Genomic DNA, 15686 nt, shown 5'->3' with positions numbered 1-15686 from the left:
TAACGATGATAAGACCCCTAGAAAGGAAGAGAGACGTTGAGTAATCTTATTCGAGATATAGATTGGATGGAAATACGAAGCGAGGCATATTCACTGCTTCGGCCAGAGGAGTCGTGCATTTTTCCCATGAAGTCCGGTCTGGAAGCAGAGGTAACGAAAATCAGTGTAGGCGAGCTTCAGTTTGTGCTCAAAGTCTGGAATCGCGATTCCAAGCCCGATGTTCGTAATCAGTATAAGCTGTTAGAAGCTTTTTATAATCGGGGGTTGCCGGTTTCTAAACCGTATGGCTGGGGGCTTGATCGAGACGAGAATTCTGTCTTATTAACGAGCTTCGACGGAAGTCCTATCGAGAAAGCAAATCAGCGTTTGTTTAAAGCGCTTATAGAGATGCTAACTCGCGTACATAGAATTCCTCTCCAAGATATAGATGAATTCGCGCTTCCCAAGCATGATTTTATTTCTTATTTTTATCCGGGGATTGAAGAACATATTGATCTACGAGATTTGCTTGTTCAACTCGTTGAATGTGCGGATATGAAGCAAGATTGCCTGATTCATGGGGATTTTCATATAGGGAATGTGTTGGAAGCGGAAGGGACGCATACCATAATCGATTGGACCAACGGGCAGCTTGGTGACCCCAGATACGATATGGCCTGGTCAATGGTGTTGATGAAGATATATGGCGGCATGAGGCTAAGTACCCATTTACTTTCTGCGATTGTAAAAGAAACTTCATATACAAGCGAGGAACTGGAACTGTTCGAGGCAATTGCTTGTTTGAGGTGGATTTTGTTTCACAGAATGGCTTTTCTGCCTCTCCGAAAAGGCACGATTTCAAGAGTAAGGAGCATATTGAAAAATAATGGGCACTTGAATGAAGAGTTACTTTGAAAGGCGTTAAGAAATTCTAATGTGCTTCTGTTTGCGTTGACAAAAAAATGCAACTGTGCTTTAATGTGAACGAATAAAATAAAATTCATTCATAAGAGGTTAGGTAACTGATGGATAAAAAACAGCTTATCTTTAATTGTGGTTGGGAATTATTCCACTCCAAAGGATTCAAAGATACGAATATCGCAGACATTGCAAAAATGGCGGGAATAGCAGTGGGGACTTTTTATAACTACTATTCCTCGAAAGAGAAATTGTTCTTTGAAATCTATATGAAAGAAAATGAGATATTGAAAAAGCGGATTGTTGAATCCCTAGACATGAATCAAGATCCCGTAACACTTGTGAGCACATTAGTGGAGCAGAACATCAGTGCTATGAACTCGAATATCATACTGAAGGAATGGTATAACCGGGATCTCTTCCGGGAACTGGAACACTACTATGAAGAGGTCAAAGGAAATGATGATTCCATTCGCAGTCTATATAATGACTTATTTAAAAAATGGAAAGCGGAAGGAAAAATAAGAGAGGATATTGATGATGAACTTTTGCCCGCATTCTTTGACTCGTTAGCGTATATCGATTCACATAAGGAAGAGATTGGGGTTCGCCATTTTCCACAAGTGATACAGTATTTGGCGGAGTTTATCATGAAAGGGTTAACGGACTGCCAAAAATAGGATGAATTCAGGCAGTCTTTTTTTTCTTCGGGAGTGAATGAATTTAAAAATATTCATTCATATTTGCATTGTTATTTCACTGCAAGTGGGTTCTACCCGGGATTATCGGCTGTGTGTTAGGTATGATTACGATGATTTGGTTGAAAGGTAACGGCAGCCCGAAGCTCGCAGGATGGACGCTTATTATTGTATCGGTGGGCGTTTGTATTATTTCGGTATTCGGATTCATTCCTGCCATGTTCTATGTTACAGCAGGAATTATGGCATTGGTAAGAAAACCAATTGTAAGAAAGAAACAAGGAATTCGGTAAGGGGCATAAATTATTTTCTCCCGAACACATTTGTCTCCATTCGGCCAACATGTTAGGATATCCAGTAATGTTATGTTCTCAAGCAAGGCTCCTCAGGCAAGCCATATGGGGGGCTCTGCTCCAAAAAGATGTGAGGTCATCCTATGCCAAGAACGATATTGATTGTAGAAGACGAGCCTATTTTGCGGGAAATTATGAAGGATTATTTGCTGAATGAAGGCTATGAGGTGCTGGAGGCGAGCGACGGGAAGCAGGCGCTGTCGCTATTTCATGAGCAGGAAGTGGACTTGATTATTCTGGATATTATGCTGCCGGAGTTGGACGGATGGTCGGTGTGCAAGCGTATTCGCAAGGCGTCGAACGTTCCGATTATTATGCTGACGGCGCGTGCGGATGAAGACGATACGCTGCTCGGGTTCGATCTAGGCGCGGATGACTATGTAACGAAGCCTTACAGTCCTCCCATATTGCTGGCTAGAGCGAAGCGGCTGCTGGACAGCCGGCATATCCGCGATCAGGAGGCCGGTACCTTATCCGGCGGCGGCATTACGGTTCATCTCCCCTCCCGATCCGTGACGATAGACGGGGCGAGCTGCAGCTTGACGCATACGGAATTTGAAATCTTAGCGTATCTGATGAAAAACAAAGGGCTCATCATCACGAGAGAACAGTTGATTACAAAAGTATGGGGCTATGACTTCGTCGGCGACGATCGCACGGTCAACAGTCATATTCGCAATCTGCGCTCCAAGCTGGGGGAACAGGCCAAGTCCATTGTCACCGTCGTTCGTTCGGGCTATAAATTCGAGGATCAGCCATGAAAAAGGGTATCGTATTCAAGCTGTTTCTATTAACGACCGCCTTGTGCCTGTTCATCCTTGCGATCGTTTTTGTTGGACAAACCTTATTTTTCAAACAAATGTATGTGCATCAAAAGGTAACCAGTGTAAAGTCTGCCCTTGAAGCCTATGAACAGGAATACCTGAAGCATGCCGGGAAGGGCGCACAGTCGATGGTCAGGCTTGAACAAGATTTTTATCAAAAGCATGGCACCTGGATCGCGGCCTTGGACGATAGGGGCAACCTGCTGTATACCGATGATTTTCAAATGGAGATCTTATTGGATCGGGTCGGCGGCAACTCCGGCTTAGGAGGCAGCACGCTTACCGTTCCGCTGTACACTGTCATGAAGGTCGAGGACTTCAGCAGCGACAATCCGTTTTTGGCTCCCTGGATTGAAGAGGGGGAACCGATTGCGTTGGAAGGCCTAATCATGAAGAATCAGCTCGTCGTGCAGCGGATGGGAAGGACGGTCTCCAATCTGAGGGAGGAGAACCGTCTGGAAAACCACCAGATGGTGAACAAGGAATACGAAGTCGTCCCCCGGTTCAAGAATCCAACGGAATATTTTGAAAAGTATCACTCTTTCCTTGAAAAGGGCACGATTACGGCTATCCGGACACCGGTAGGGGCGGGCGTGTCACGCTACACGAACCATTTATTTCTGGACCGGATCAAAGCGTTTCAGGCGGATCTGCTGTACGGCGACTACGACAGCGGCGCGAATCCGAGTCAGATCATCGATTTTGAAGAAAACCATGTGAATTACAAAATCTTCGTGGACCGCATCGATGAGCGCAACGGGAAGGCTGCCTACCTGTTCGCGATGACATCGCTGCAGCCCGTGAACGAAGCCGCGGGGATGATGCAGGACTACTATGTGTATATCATCATTGCCACGCTGCTGCTTGTGCTGCTGGCCTCGTTCTATTTCTCGCGCCGCATCGCCCGTCCGCTGCTGCGCATGAACGAGACGACGCAAAAAATGGCTGGCCTGGACTTTTCCGAGAAAATTCCGGTCACGGCCAAGGATGAGATTGGCGAGCTGTCCCGCAACATTAACGAGCTGTCTGCGCGGCTGCATTCCCATATCGCCCGGCTGGAGGAGGATATCGAGCAAGAAAAGCAGCTCGAGAATACGCGCAAGGAATTTATATCCGGGGTGTCGCATGAATTGAAAACGCCGCTGAGCGTTATTCAAAGCTGTCTGTCCATTCTGAAGGACGGGGTGGCCAGCCATAAGCGGGATTATTATTTTGCGGCGATGGAAGATGAAGTGAGGCGGATGGATCTGCTGATCGCGGATATGCTGGAGCTGGCCAAATATGAATCTGGGACGTACAAGCTGGAGATGGAATCGTTCGATATCGCTGCTGTCCTGGAGCGGATGTGCGGGAAGCTCGCTTCCGATATCGCGAGCAAGCAATTGCAGTTGCATATTCATCAGCAGCCGTTCGAAGTCGTAGCCAATCAACGCCGGATCGAGCAGGTGATCGTCAATTTCCTTACGAATGCGATTCGTTACACGCCGGAACGACAGGCCATTATCGTGTTGGCTCTTGATGAGGAGGATACCGTACAAGTTTCCATCGAAAATAAAGGAGCCCATATTCCCGACGAACAGTTGGAGAAGATATGGGACCGTTTCTATCGCGGCGAGCCTTCCCGTCAACGCGCTTCCGGCGGAACCGGACTTGGACTGGCGATCTCCAAGAAGATCTTGGAGCTGCACGGGGTGCCGTATGGCGTGATCAATACAGGGGAAGGCGTAATGTTCTATTTCCATTTGCATAAAAAAAGGTAGAGAGTGCAGAACTTCGGTTCTGCGCTTTTTTCTTTATTTCATCTGCATTTTATCTTTATCTCTCTCTATTATTCTGTCTAGTGTGAGAGGGGATGGATGGAACATGACAGCACGAACCAACCTTGAACGAAGCACGAGGGAAGGAAGGTCGATAAAGAAGAAACGAGGCCGATTCATCGCAGGACTGGCGGCCGTTATGCTGCTCGTCTTTTGCTTCATGAAATTTACATCATTGCTGGAGACGGCGACGGCGAAGCAACACGGACAGAGCCATCAAGCGGCGGCGAATAGCAGCGGCGCCCGGCCGCAAGGGAAAATCGTTTATTTAACCTTCGACGACGGTCCGAGCGAATGGACCGGGAAGTTTCTGGACGTTTTGCAGGGGCACGGCGTCAAGGCCACTTTTTTTATGCAGGGTACCAATCTGGAACGCCGCAGCTGGCAAAGCAATGTGAAGCGCGCGGTGCGTGAAGGACATTATGTTGGCGGGCATAGCATGACTCATCAATATAAAAAACTGTACGAAGAGGGACAATTCGTCCCGGAGATGAGTGAAACGTTGTCGCTCATCCGTGATATTACGGGCGAGAATCCGCATTTGGTGCGTCCTCCTTACGGCTCGGCCCAGGTTCTCCCGGAGATCATCGCCTTCTATCAACAAGAGGGGTACAGCTTCGGCGTATACGATGATGCCAAGCATTTTCACCTGAATTTCCAGAAGGATCATCGTTTGTAACGGGAAGGGAGAGGAACATGGCAAAAAAATTAATCTTTACACTGTTGATCGGGAGCATCGTATTCACCTTGGCCGCATGCGGACAGGAGTCCGGCAGCCAACAACCGCAAAATCCGCCGCCTCAAGCGCAACAACAGGAAGGCGGATCTGCCAAGTCAACCGAAGCTTCGTACCCATCGATTTTTCAAGACAGCGTATTTCTGGGGGATTCGATTACCGAGGGGCTGTCCTTCCATGATGTGCTCGATGAGGCGAATGTGTTGGCCGGCGCGGGCAAAACGGCGGAATTCGCGCTGGAGGATATCGGCGAGTTGACGAAGCGAAGCCCGAAACATATTTTTATTCAATTGGGGTCGGACGACATCCTCTGGCCTACGGACGATCCGAAGGCCTACTCGTTGGCGCATTACGCCACCTTGATCGGCTCGATCAAGGAAAAGCTTCCGCAGGCCAAAATCACGATCTTATCGGTAACCCCGGTTACGGCTGAGCGGGAGAAGGAAGAGCCCCGTTACAAAAATATAAGCGATTATAATCAAGGCTTGAAAGAGCTGGCGGAGAAGGAGCAGGCCGGATTTGTCGATGTATCTCCGATCGTTGCCGACCATCCTGATCTGTATGATGAGGACGGCATCCATTTTCAAGCCGGGTTCTATCCGTTCATGCTGGATGCGCTGAAGGACGCAGTGAAATAACATGCTTATCGTTCGATTATGCGAGGTGACAGAAAGTGGTCTTTAGCAGTCTCCTGTTTCTGTTCCTCTTTTTGCCGGCAACGATTCTGATCTACTATGTATCGCCGAAGAGGCTTAGAAATGCGGTACTGCTCGCCGCAAGCCTGATTTTCTATGCCTGGGGCGAGCCTGTCTATATTTTTATCATGATTTTCTCGACCGTCTTCGATTATGTTAACGGACTGTTGATCGAGAAGTACCGGCACCGCAAGCCGATCGCCAGAGCGGTCTTTATCGGCTCCATCGCCGGCAGCTTGGGCATTCTCTGCTTCTTCAAATATGCCGGATTTGTCGTCGACACGATTAACCAGTTATTCCATTTGCATATCCAGGCGGCGGATCTGCCCCTGCCGGTGGGCATATCCTTCTATACGTTCCAGACGATGTCTTACATCGTGGACGTATACCGGGACAAAGTGCCCGTACAGACGAATATCATCTCCTTCGGCGCTTATGTCACCATGTTCCCGCAGCTTGTCGCGGGTCCGATCGTCAAGTACGGCGATATCGCGAGACAATTGGCCTCCCGAACGATGACGCTGGACCGGTTCGGCGAAGGGGCGGAATTATTCATCAGAGGACTTGCCAAAAAAGTGCTGCTGGCCAATAATATCGGCTTGCTGTGGACGAGCGTGAAGGCGGCGCCGGCAGAAGAGCTAAGCGTATTGTCGGCCTGGCTTGGCATTATCGCCTTTACGTTCCAGATCTATTTCGATTTTAGCGGATATTCGGATATGGCGCGCGGACTTGGGAAGATGTTCGGGTTCGATTTTGTGGAAAACTTCAATTATCCCTATATATCCAAAAGCGTTACGGAGTTCTGGCGCAGGTGGCATATTTCATTGGGAGCCTGGTTCCGCGAATATATCTATATTCCGCTCGGCGGCAACCGGTCGGGCCTGCTGATCCAGTTCCGCAATCTGTTCGCCGTCTGGCTCGCAACCGGCTTGTGGCACGGAGCGAACTGGAATTTTATGCTGTGGGGCTTGTATTTCGGTATTTTCGTTATGGCCGAGAAGCTGTTCCTGTTGCAATGGCTGCAGCGCAGTCCTCGCATCGTTGGACATGTCTATACGCTTCTGATCGTGATCTTCGGCTGGGTCTTGTTCGAATACGAAAATCTGGGTTCCGCCGCGGAATTCGCCGGGGCGATGTTCGGGTACGGCACGCATGGATTGGTCGACCGTCAAGCACTTTATGATCTGTCTGCGAATGTTGTCTTGTTGATCGTGGTGACGTTGTGCGCGACGCCGCTTCCCCGGAAGGCATTATCGTTCTTCAGGGAAAAAGGGAACATGGCAGGAGCTATCCTCGTTCCGGCGATGTATTTGCTGTTCCTGTTGCTGTCGACGGCTTATCTGGTCACGGAAACGTACAACCCATTCCTATATTTTCGCTTTTGAAGGAGGCGGCGCCGATGAACAGATACGACAAAATCTATAAATATGTAATGGCCGTACTGCTGCTCCTCTTTATAGGCGCGCTCGCCGTGCTGAATCTTCTGACGGCGGAACGTGAATTTTCGGAAGCGGAAAATCGGGTGTTGGAGAAGTGGCCTGACTTTACGCTGCAGTCGCTGGCGGCGGGAAAATTTACTTCCAATTACGAGCAGTATGTGTCCGATCAATTCGTCTTCCGGGATGCCTGGATCGGAGTGAAGACCGATGCGGATCGGGCGATGGGAAAAAAGGAGAGCAACGGGGTGTACTTGGGTAAGGACGGCTTCCTTATTCAACGCTTCAACCCGCCGGAAGACAGGGATGTGGAGGATAAGATAGAGGCCATTCGCGCGTTCGACCATGCCACGCCCGGCGTTCGCAAATATATGATGCTTGTGCCTACCGCGGCCGCGCTGCACCAGGATAAGCTCCCGGCGTATGCCGCATCCGGCGATGAACCGGCGTATATGGACAAGGTACGGCAGAAGCTTCCTGGCACGATTCGCTTCGTCGATGTGCATCCCGCGCTGTCTGCAGAACGGGAACAGCCTATTTTTTACCGAACCGATCATCATTGGACCACGACCGGCGCCTATTACGCCTATCGGGAGCTGTGCAAGCACATGGGGATCATCCCGCTGGACAAGGAAGATTTCCGCATTCAGCGCATAACGGATCAATTTTACGGCTCGCTCTATTCGAAGAGCGGATTCCGGCATATCCGGCCGGACGGGATCGAGCTCTATCTGCCGAAGAAGGAAGCGAGCTATAAAGTGGAGTACGTCGATGAACAGCGAACGGCGGATTCTTTGTACGAGATGGGCAATCTCGCACAGAAGGATAAGTATACCGTGTTTTTTAACGGCAATCATGCGCTTATTAAAATCACGACGGTCCACCCGGAGGGAAAGAGGAAGCTGTTGGTGGTCAAAGATTCGTACGCCAATAGTTTGCTGCCCTTCTTAACGGAGCATTTTAGCGAAATTTATGTCGTCGATCTCCGGTATTACGGGGAAGACTTGAAGGCACTCGTGCGGCAGCACGGTATCCGTGACATGCTGCTGCTCTATAATGTCAATACATTCTTTGAAGAGCCATCTATTCAGAATCTATCGGAGTTGGTCGAATGAAACAATATAGACAAGGGGCTTGGAAATGCCTCGCCTTTTTATTCATGTTAGCCGTTGTCATCGGCGCATTGGCCGGATGTTCCGGTAAGCAAGACGGGGAGGAGCTGTCGGCCGCCGCGGTGGCGGAGCGAATTCAACGGGCGGTGAACCTGGATGAGATGAATCAGGGGGATCGGAAGAAGCTGCATAAGCTCTATCATCTCGATGCCGATGAAGTGGAGGATTTTATTCTGTATACGGCTGCATCCAATGTAAAGGCGGACGAATTGGCAGTTATCAAAGTAAAAGATGCGGATCAGGCAGAAAGCGTCAAACAAAACATATTGCAGCGAATCGAAGCCCAGACGGTAAAGTTTAAAGACTATCGCCCGGAAGAATATTTTCTCATCGAAAAGCATGTTCTAAAAACGAAAGGCCGCTTTGTCTTTTTCGCGGTCTCTAAGGAGGCGGCACAAATGGAAGCGGCGTTTGACAGCGCGTGGTAGCTCGGCGTGAAGCCTCAGTTCGTTCTATATAGTGGCGAGTCCAAAAAAGCGGAAGATCGGCAGAGCTTCCGCTTTCGCATGCCGGGATCCTTATTCAAATTTTTAGGAGGTAAAGAGGAAGATAGATGAACTATAATATCATTATATGAGGACTCAATATTTTACATAATTAAGCAGGTGCATGATGGAAAAGGAACAGCTGGCTTTCAAATGTAGAGCATGCAAGCAAGTCGCGGAAAGAAACGAACTCGATAGCAGAGGGTTCGAGATCGTTGCGTATGAAGATATGATGGATTGGTCCGATTTTTCCCGATCTGTGCCCGGCTTGGACGAGCAAATTTGGCAAAGGACTTTGAAAACGCCATGAGCTCGATTCCTCCGCATTGGTGAAATGCCGTTTTGAAAGCATTCTATCCAAAAATGAAGAAAAAGCGTGGATAACTCTCGGCATTGAAGAAGTGTTGTTGTTAGCCGAAATATGCGATAAGCTGCCTGAAAAAGAGGGCGCCGGATATTTGGACGGGTTCAAAATGTTTGGAGAGTCTTATGTGATGAAGTACAAAGATTGGATTCTGTTTGACGAGGCGCCCAAGGAGATTTAGGAATTTGGGCTTTAGTGAGACAGCACAGCAAGAAGAGCAGTTTGGTTGCATATGGAGAATGGGGCTTTCACTCCAGCCTGGTCTACTGCGCGAACAAGGTACTCCCTGAGAGCGAGCTGAACGAATTATTGGATTGCTCCCTAACATATGATGGTTTAAATCAATGATGAGAGGTGAAAAAATGAAAATCGCTCTTGTGTGTTTTGATGATTTTACGGATCTTGACTTGTTCCTGCCGTGGGATGTATTGAACAGGGTGAGGTTAGTAGGCGGACTGGACGATTGGGACGTCAGGATACTGGGAACGGAGGATTCGCATGTGTCTATGGCAGGACTTCGTATTCCTACGCATGGAAGGATCGAAGAGGCGAATTCATCGGATGCCGTTCTTTTTTCCAGTGGGAAAGGTGTTCAGAAGCTGTATCAGAATTCTCATTATTTAAAACGTTTTCAACTCAATCCGGAGAAGCAATTGATAGGCTCTATGTGCTCAGGTGCGCTGCTTTTGGGAGCTATGGGATTGTTGACGGGAAAGCAGGCAACTACGTATCCTACGGCTGTTCATCAACTTGCCGAATTGGGAGTGGAGATTGTCAATAAGAGCTTCGTCAATGTCGGGAATATAAGCACGGCCGCCGGATGCCTGGCCGGGCAGGAGTTAGCTGCATGGCTCATCGATTCGTTAATCGGGGCAGACATGACAGCGAAGGTCATGGAGAGCGTGCAGCCTGTTGGTAAGGGGCTGAGCCTGCCTGATACCGTTACTCTACGAAGCGGGGCTGGCGGGTCGGCCTAAACGGGAAATCGGGTTCCTCGGTTCGTAAATTGGATAGACGTTATGCACGAATGCCGTGGAATTCTACAGATGTCATGTTTCCAAGGAAGGAGTCGTGAAAATGAATAAAAACATGCTTAAAGGCGTAGGAATTGGTGTCTGTGCAGCCGTCCTCATTCATGCGTCAGGCATGGTTGAAGCAAGCGGGCAGGTATTAAAAGGTTATTTTAAAGACCGCGGCTGGTGGTCTGAACATGCGGAATGGGCCAAGGATAGCGGGTTGATGAGCGGCATTTCCGACAACCGGTTCGGCGGCGACGAGCCTCTGACCCGCGGAGAAATGGCAACCATTCTCCGAAATTTATCGGATCGCGGGTTATTGGGCACAGCGTCTGACAAGAAGACGGAACCTCAGTTCGGAACTGATTTTTATCACAAGCAGCCCATGAATTTGCCTCTTTCCAAAGATCAGGTCAAAAAAATTTGGGGAGGCAAGTACGCTGAAGTAAGAGATGCTGCGGCTGGCGATTTGATTCTATGGCGTTATGACATCGGGGCAAAAGACGATTATAAATTTGAAGCGGACAATGACTCCATTGATATGGAAGGCCTGAAAAATAAAAAGGTTTCGGGACAACTATTTATCACCTGGAATGAACAAGAAGAATTATTGGACATTACGTATTATTTTCTCAAAGACGGCGCTGTCCATGAGTATAAAGTGGCGGGCGAACTTAAAAAACGCCAATAAATCATTCCGGCATAATGGGTTCAACAATATTGTCCGATAAGGGGAAAGGGCTTGAAATCAGGCTTTTTCCTTTTTTACTGTGTGCCTGGCATCAACTTCGGGGAAATTCGATTCTATGTTTAACGGATTAATAATCCGATCTTGCAAAGAGGTGCGAAATGAAATGTTTCATTTTTCAAAAGAAATAACCGATTATTTTATGAAGTTCTTAAGTGGAGGCATTCATGTAGAGGAGTTGGAACAGTGGATTTATGACAAAAACTTTTTATCCGAGTTAGGCAATAATACGTATGAATTTTTTATATCGCTAGATTTTCATTCTCTTTGCACTGAAAAGGATTTAACCCAGTATATTCTAAGTTTGTACGAAGAAAAATCTATTGATGTACAGCGGGAAAGAATAAATTGGATTGTTAGCGGTATGGTTGACGGGTCTTATGATCTGATATTAGGATGTGCTGAATTATCACAATTACGGTCTTTTGATAAACGCTATGAATATATACCGATCTTATTTGTAGGGTATGATAGTGTTGTTGAAGATATTAATCATCGCTATAATCATCTGATTGAAGAAGAGAAACGTGAAATGGAGAGACTAATTAACTTATATAAACGAGAGATTGATAATCTTTCGAAAGATTTTTTCAAAGTACGAATGCCCCAATCATTCAGCTCGATTTTGAATCAAAATATTGGGTATTCAGTAATCAATGAGTCATTTACTTCATGGGATGATTATGAAAGGTTCGAGGGTAAAAAGACATTTAGAATCTATTCTACATCCAGGTTTTTAGACTACATATCGAATGCTGCGTTTGCAAGTCAGGAATACCCGGGGCCTTATCTACATTACGGGATTGTGGATCATATTGTCAATGTTGTAACGATATCAGAACCGAAAGTGCGAGAGATTCATCGGCAATAAGCGTTGTTATCTTGCTTACTTCATCGCTTTACGGAGTGCATATTAGTCCACATGAAGGAGATATCCATGAAAACAATTCATTTAGGCATGATTGGAAGCGGACATGTCAGCAATCGATATTTTGAACAGGCGGCTCAATTGGAAGGAGTTCGTGTTCTGGCTACTTGCGCCAAGCATATGGAGCATGCCGAGAGGAAAGCGGCAGAGCATGGAGTCCCCAGATGGTATGATGATTACCGGGTCATGATGGATCAAGAGGAGCTCGACGGGGTCGTTGTGACAACTCCCCACTCATTGCCGCGCTGGAACGGGGCCTGCATGTACTTAATGAGAAGCCGATCGCTACTTCCTTCGAGGACTGCGAACGCATGGTCTCCCTGGCCGAGGCGAAAGGCGCTATCTTCATGAGTTTGCCGTTTGATTTGCATCCTGTCTTCTTAGCCGCCTCCGAGTTTGTGAATGAGCGCTACATCGGCAAGATTACGGGAGCCGAAGCGCAGTTGTCCCTTCCCGGCCCATGGCGTGACAACTGGTATTATACTAAATCCATCGCCCATGGAGGGGCGGTGCTTGATTGCGCGGCATATCCGATCAGCCGGCTCGTCGGTTTGTTAGGACCGGCCGTCAGCGTGATGGCCGAAGTGAATACGCTGATTCCGAACCGCATCGTCGGAGACGGGAAGAAGGTACGCAGCGATGTGGATGACAATGTGACGATCATCCTCCAATTTGCCGGAGGGCAGCATGCCGTGATTCGCTCCTTGTGGGGCATGGCGTTCAAGCAGAATAATACGATTATTTATGGACGAAAAGGAACGATCGCGATCAATGACAGCGGCTATCCCTTAATTGTTCAAACGGCGGAGCCCATGCCAAATGCGGAACAAGTCCATTGGCGCGGGCAGGAGGATTGCTATATCCCACGCGGGGAGATCGCCAAGCAGACCAACGAAAGTGTGATCGCCCATTTCGTTCATTGTCTTCGAACCGGCAAGCAGCCGATACAGTCAGGCAAGCAGCAGCTCCACGTGCACGAAATTATGTTCGGAGCCTATCGATCAGCGGAATCGGGCGAACGGTACTCTTTAACGACAACCTTTACGCCATGGGCCAAGCTGGATCCGCTTCTGTTCGATACTCGAAGCGAGTATGTATAAGGTACTGTGGTCTCAAGGTCAAGGAGAGTGGGAAGATGGCGATTTGTATTGAGTTCGAATTAATCGAAGAGAGAGGAACCGTCGCGCGCTACCGATATGGCCATTGCATGCAAACCTTGGAATATGAAATGGAAGTCGATCTTTCCAAATTAATGAGCGGGGAAATAGCAAAAGACACACCATTGAATAATATCATTGTTTTTACGAGTGAAAAGAAAAGCGAATTTATGGCATATCGCGTGTTCTCCAAAATCTATAAGCATTACGCTGCCGAAGGGCAATATGTCAAGCGAGGCGGATATTATGCTTGATGGACGCCACATGACAAGGAGGGGTGAATACGTATGATCACGCTTCAATATTTCGTGCCTTCCGATTTTCAAGAACTGATATCATGGAGCGGGGATGAAGCATTTTTGCTCCAATGGGCCGGGCCGGAATTCAAATATCCACTGACTGAAGATCAACTGCTCGAATATATCAAGGGAGCTAATGATGTAGAGCGTTCACACAGACTTATATATAAAGCAATCGAAACGGAAACCAATCAGACAGTCGGTCATATTTCCATCGGCCGAATAGAAAGACATAACCGCTCAGCAAGAATAGGCAAGGTACTCATCGGAAATAAGAGCAGCCGGGGCAAGGGGTACGGTACACAAATCATGCAGCAGGCGTTAAGAATAGGATTTGAAGAACTGCAGTTGCACCGGATAAGTCTTGGTGTTTTTGATTTTAACGAATCAGCCCGAAGATGCTATGAAAAACTGGGCTTCGTTCAAGAAGGCGTAACAAGGGATGCAAGACGGTATCAAGATTCATATTGGAGTTTGATAGAGATGAGTATATTAGAAGATGAATGGAGAAACATGAAATCGCTTTATGAATAAATGCAGCTTTCAGGGGAGATGATTTGAGCATGAAATCATTGGTTCAAGCGGCTCAGGAAAGTCCACATTTTCCCGTGAACTCGGCGAGATTTTGAAGCTGCCTGTGTATCATTTGGATGCTTACTTTTGGAAGCCGGGATGGGTTCATACTCCCCATGAAATGGGTGAACTTCAATATCATCACCACCTATAGGGTGCTTAAGCGAAGAATTCAGTATCATGGCCAAACAAGACCTGACTTGAATGAAGGCTGCCCGGAATCCATTGACTGGGAATTTATCAAGTACGGCTGGAATTTTCGAAGGGATAAGCGACCTGGAATTATGGCAAAGCTGGAAAGCTATTCGCCAACTACGAAGATTATAATCATCAGGAAACCGAAGGAAGCAAGCTTGATGTTAGAGGAAATACGGCGTTTGGGACTAAGCTATTTTGAAGAAAGCGAAGCTTGGGGACCTTAGTGCAGGTGTTCTCTACATGCTGCAATCTGGCTATATCGAATCCTAAGTTGCTATACAAAAATGTTTTACGGTACCGATAGCAAGGATATTCTGATAAATAGGTTGTAAAATCAAAAAATCGGGTGAGAACGATGAAAATTAAACTGCAAGAAATCATTGACGGCATGGCAATGCAATTTGAAGGAACCTATACTTATTTATGCCGAAAAACTGGAGAGGTAGTTTCGGTATCAGAAAATGATATTAGAACCGCAGAAGAAATAGAGGATGACGAGATCGAAAAGTTAATGGATTGGGAGCAAGAAAATATAAGACTGGCGATTGATATCTTAGAAAATGATGAGGATTATGAGGAGTTGCCAACACAATTTGATATCAATGAATACGAGATGCTGGAGGATTTTAGTTACTCCATTCGTGATAACAGAAAACAGAATATTTTATTGGACGCTATACAAGGCAGAGGCGCCTTCAGAAGATTCAAGGATAAAGTAATCGATTTGGGGATTGCAGAGGATTGGTATCAATATCGTGATCAGTGCTACAAAAAGAAAGCTATCGAATGGTGTAATGACAATGATGTGGAATATGAAGAATAATGGCTAAGGCCATATATTCATTATGAATGCAGTGTGAAACATATCATGGAGCCAGCAAGATGGCCGGCCCCGCACTGCAGGGTTGCGCATCGGGGTTTCAATCCACGTGACGGGTCAGGGATGGCCAGAGCAACGAATTCGTAGAGCAAAGGTTATCACTTGCATGAATGTGTTACGATAAACAAGGAACAAATATCCAGAAAAGCATCCAGGAGAGCGTAGAGAAGGTGAATGAGATTAACCGGCGGCTGAAGGAAGACGGCTTCAATGTCGCACCGCCGAAAAGATTGCATGGCTGGACATTTTATGTGAAGGCCCCGGGCGGGTTCACCGTCGAGGTGCTCGCTTCATAAGCCGTTTCGCCCCTTAGCCCTTGTGCGCCGCGCAAGGGTTTTTTTGACGATATTGTGGCTTGGAGCAGTTACAGGGCGGCATGTTGACGGAAATTCAAACATTATAACGTTATA

Annotated in this window: 18 protein-coding genes and 2 pseudogenes; all 20 read left to right on the top strand. The window is 47.4% G+C overall.

The window, feature by feature from the left end:
• Positions 1-126 precede the first annotated feature (126 nt).
• Entirely contained in the window at positions 127-894 is a 768-nt protein-coding gene (locus FLT43_RS07850) for an aminoglycoside phosphotransferase family protein (protein ID WP_244194163.1), read from the top strand.
• Positions 895-1004: 110 nt separating this feature from the next.
• A complete protein-coding gene (locus tag FLT43_RS07845; protein ID WP_087442242.1) occupies positions 1005-1577 on the top strand; it encodes a TetR/AcrR family transcriptional regulator in 573 nt (190 codons plus the stop codon).
• Between the two features lie 131 nt (positions 1578-1708).
• Complete coding sequence (locus FLT43_RS07840; protein ID WP_244194164.1) at positions 1709-1888, top strand: hypothetical protein; 180 nt, start codon at positions 1709-1711, stop codon at positions 1886-1888.
• A gap of 143 nt (positions 1889-2031) precedes the next feature.
• Complete coding sequence (locus FLT43_RS07835; protein WP_087442243.1) at positions 2032-2709, top strand: response regulator transcription factor; 678 nt, start codon at positions 2032-2034, stop codon at positions 2707-2709.
• Positions 2706-4532 carry a sensor histidine kinase gene (locus FLT43_RS07830; RefSeq protein ID WP_087442244.1) on the top strand — a complete coding sequence of 609 codons (1827 nt, stop codon included), beginning with the start codon at positions 2706-2708 and terminating at the stop codon, positions 4530-4532. Before FLT43_RS07835 ends, FLT43_RS07830 begins: the two co-directional genes overlap by 4 nt.
• 196 nt (positions 4533-4728) lie before the next feature.
• Positions 4729-5268, top strand: coding sequence for a polysaccharide deacetylase family protein (locus tag FLT43_RS07825; RefSeq protein ID WP_373994962.1), 540 nt, complete (start codon positions 4729-4731; stop codon positions 5266-5268).
• Positions 5269-5285: 17 nt separating this feature from the next.
• The gene (locus FLT43_RS07820) at positions 5286-5963 is read left to right on the top strand and encodes a GDSL-type esterase/lipase family protein (RefSeq protein ID WP_087442246.1); all 678 of its coding nucleotides are present in this window, start codon (positions 5286-5288) and stop codon (positions 5961-5963) included.
• 35 nt (positions 5964-5998) lie between these two features.
• Positions 5999-7405 (top strand): MBOAT family O-acyltransferase, encoded by a 1407-nt coding sequence (locus tag FLT43_RS07815; protein ID WP_087442247.1) that lies wholly within the window; start codon positions 5999-6001, stop codon positions 7403-7405.
• Positions 7406-7419: 14 nt separating this feature from the next.
• Complete coding sequence (locus FLT43_RS07810) at positions 7420-8571, top strand: DHHW family protein (protein WP_087442248.1); 1152 nt, start codon at positions 7420-7422, stop codon at positions 8569-8571.
• Entirely contained in the window at positions 8568-9056 is a 489-nt protein-coding gene (locus FLT43_RS07805; RefSeq protein WP_087442249.1) for a DUF4358 domain-containing protein, read from the top strand. The genes FLT43_RS07810 and FLT43_RS07805 overlap by 4 nt, the downstream gene beginning before the upstream one ends.
• 783 nt (positions 9057-9839) lie before the next feature.
• A complete protein-coding gene (locus FLT43_RS07795; protein WP_087442250.1) occupies positions 9840-10454 on the top strand; it encodes a DJ-1/PfpI family protein in 615 nt (204 codons plus the stop codon).
• Positions 10455-10554: 100 nt separating this feature from the next.
• Positions 10555-11184: an S-layer homology domain-containing protein gene (locus FLT43_RS07790; protein ID WP_087442251.1), complete on the top strand. Its 630-nt coding sequence runs from the start codon at positions 10555-10557 to the stop codon at positions 11182-11184.
• 163 nt (positions 11185-11347) lie between these two features.
• Complete coding sequence (locus FLT43_RS07785) at positions 11348-12112, top strand: hypothetical protein (protein ID WP_087442252.1); 765 nt, start codon at positions 11348-11350, stop codon at positions 12110-12112.
• Positions 12113-12163: 51 nt separating this feature from the next.
• Positions 12164-12459 (top strand): annotated as a pseudogene (locus FLT43_RS07780) (Gfo/Idh/MocA family protein); the annotation flags it as partial.
• 57 nt (positions 12460-12516) lie between these two features.
• Complete coding sequence (locus tag FLT43_RS07775; RefSeq protein ID WP_087442254.1) at positions 12517-13269, top strand: Gfo/Idh/MocA family protein; 753 nt, start codon at positions 12517-12519, stop codon at positions 13267-13269.
• A 35-nt stretch (positions 13270-13304) separates the two neighbouring features.
• Positions 13305-13580, top strand: coding sequence for a hypothetical protein (locus FLT43_RS07770; RefSeq protein ID WP_087442255.1), 276 nt, complete (start codon positions 13305-13307; stop codon positions 13578-13580).
• A 33-nt stretch (positions 13581-13613) separates the two neighbouring features.
• Positions 13614-14159, top strand: coding sequence for a GNAT family N-acetyltransferase (locus FLT43_RS07765; RefSeq protein WP_087442256.1), 546 nt, complete (start codon positions 13614-13616; stop codon positions 14157-14159).
• A 155-nt stretch (positions 14160-14314) separates the two neighbouring features.
• The gene (locus FLT43_RS07760; RefSeq protein WP_244194165.1) at positions 14315-14620 is read left to right on the top strand and encodes a P-loop NTPase family protein; all 306 of its coding nucleotides are present in this window, start codon (positions 14315-14317) and stop codon (positions 14618-14620) included.
• Between the two features lie 131 nt (positions 14621-14751).
• The gene (locus tag FLT43_RS07755) at positions 14752-15219 is read left to right on the top strand and encodes a UPF0158 family protein (protein WP_087442257.1); all 468 of its coding nucleotides are present in this window, start codon (positions 14752-14754) and stop codon (positions 15217-15219) included.
• A 206-nt stretch (positions 15220-15425) separates the two neighbouring features.
• A pseudogene (locus FLT43_RS07750) lies at positions 15426-15572 on the top strand (VOC family protein); the annotation flags it as partial.
• Positions 15573-15686: the final 114 nt, after the last annotated feature.

Source organism: Paenibacillus thiaminolyticus (assembly GCF_007066085.1).
Classification (GTDB): domain Bacteria; phylum Bacillota; class Bacilli; order Paenibacillales; family Paenibacillaceae; genus Paenibacillus_B; species Paenibacillus_B thiaminolyticus.
The sequence above is the reverse complement of the archived record's forward strand: the minus strand, read 5'-3'. Positions and strand labels throughout refer to the sequence as shown.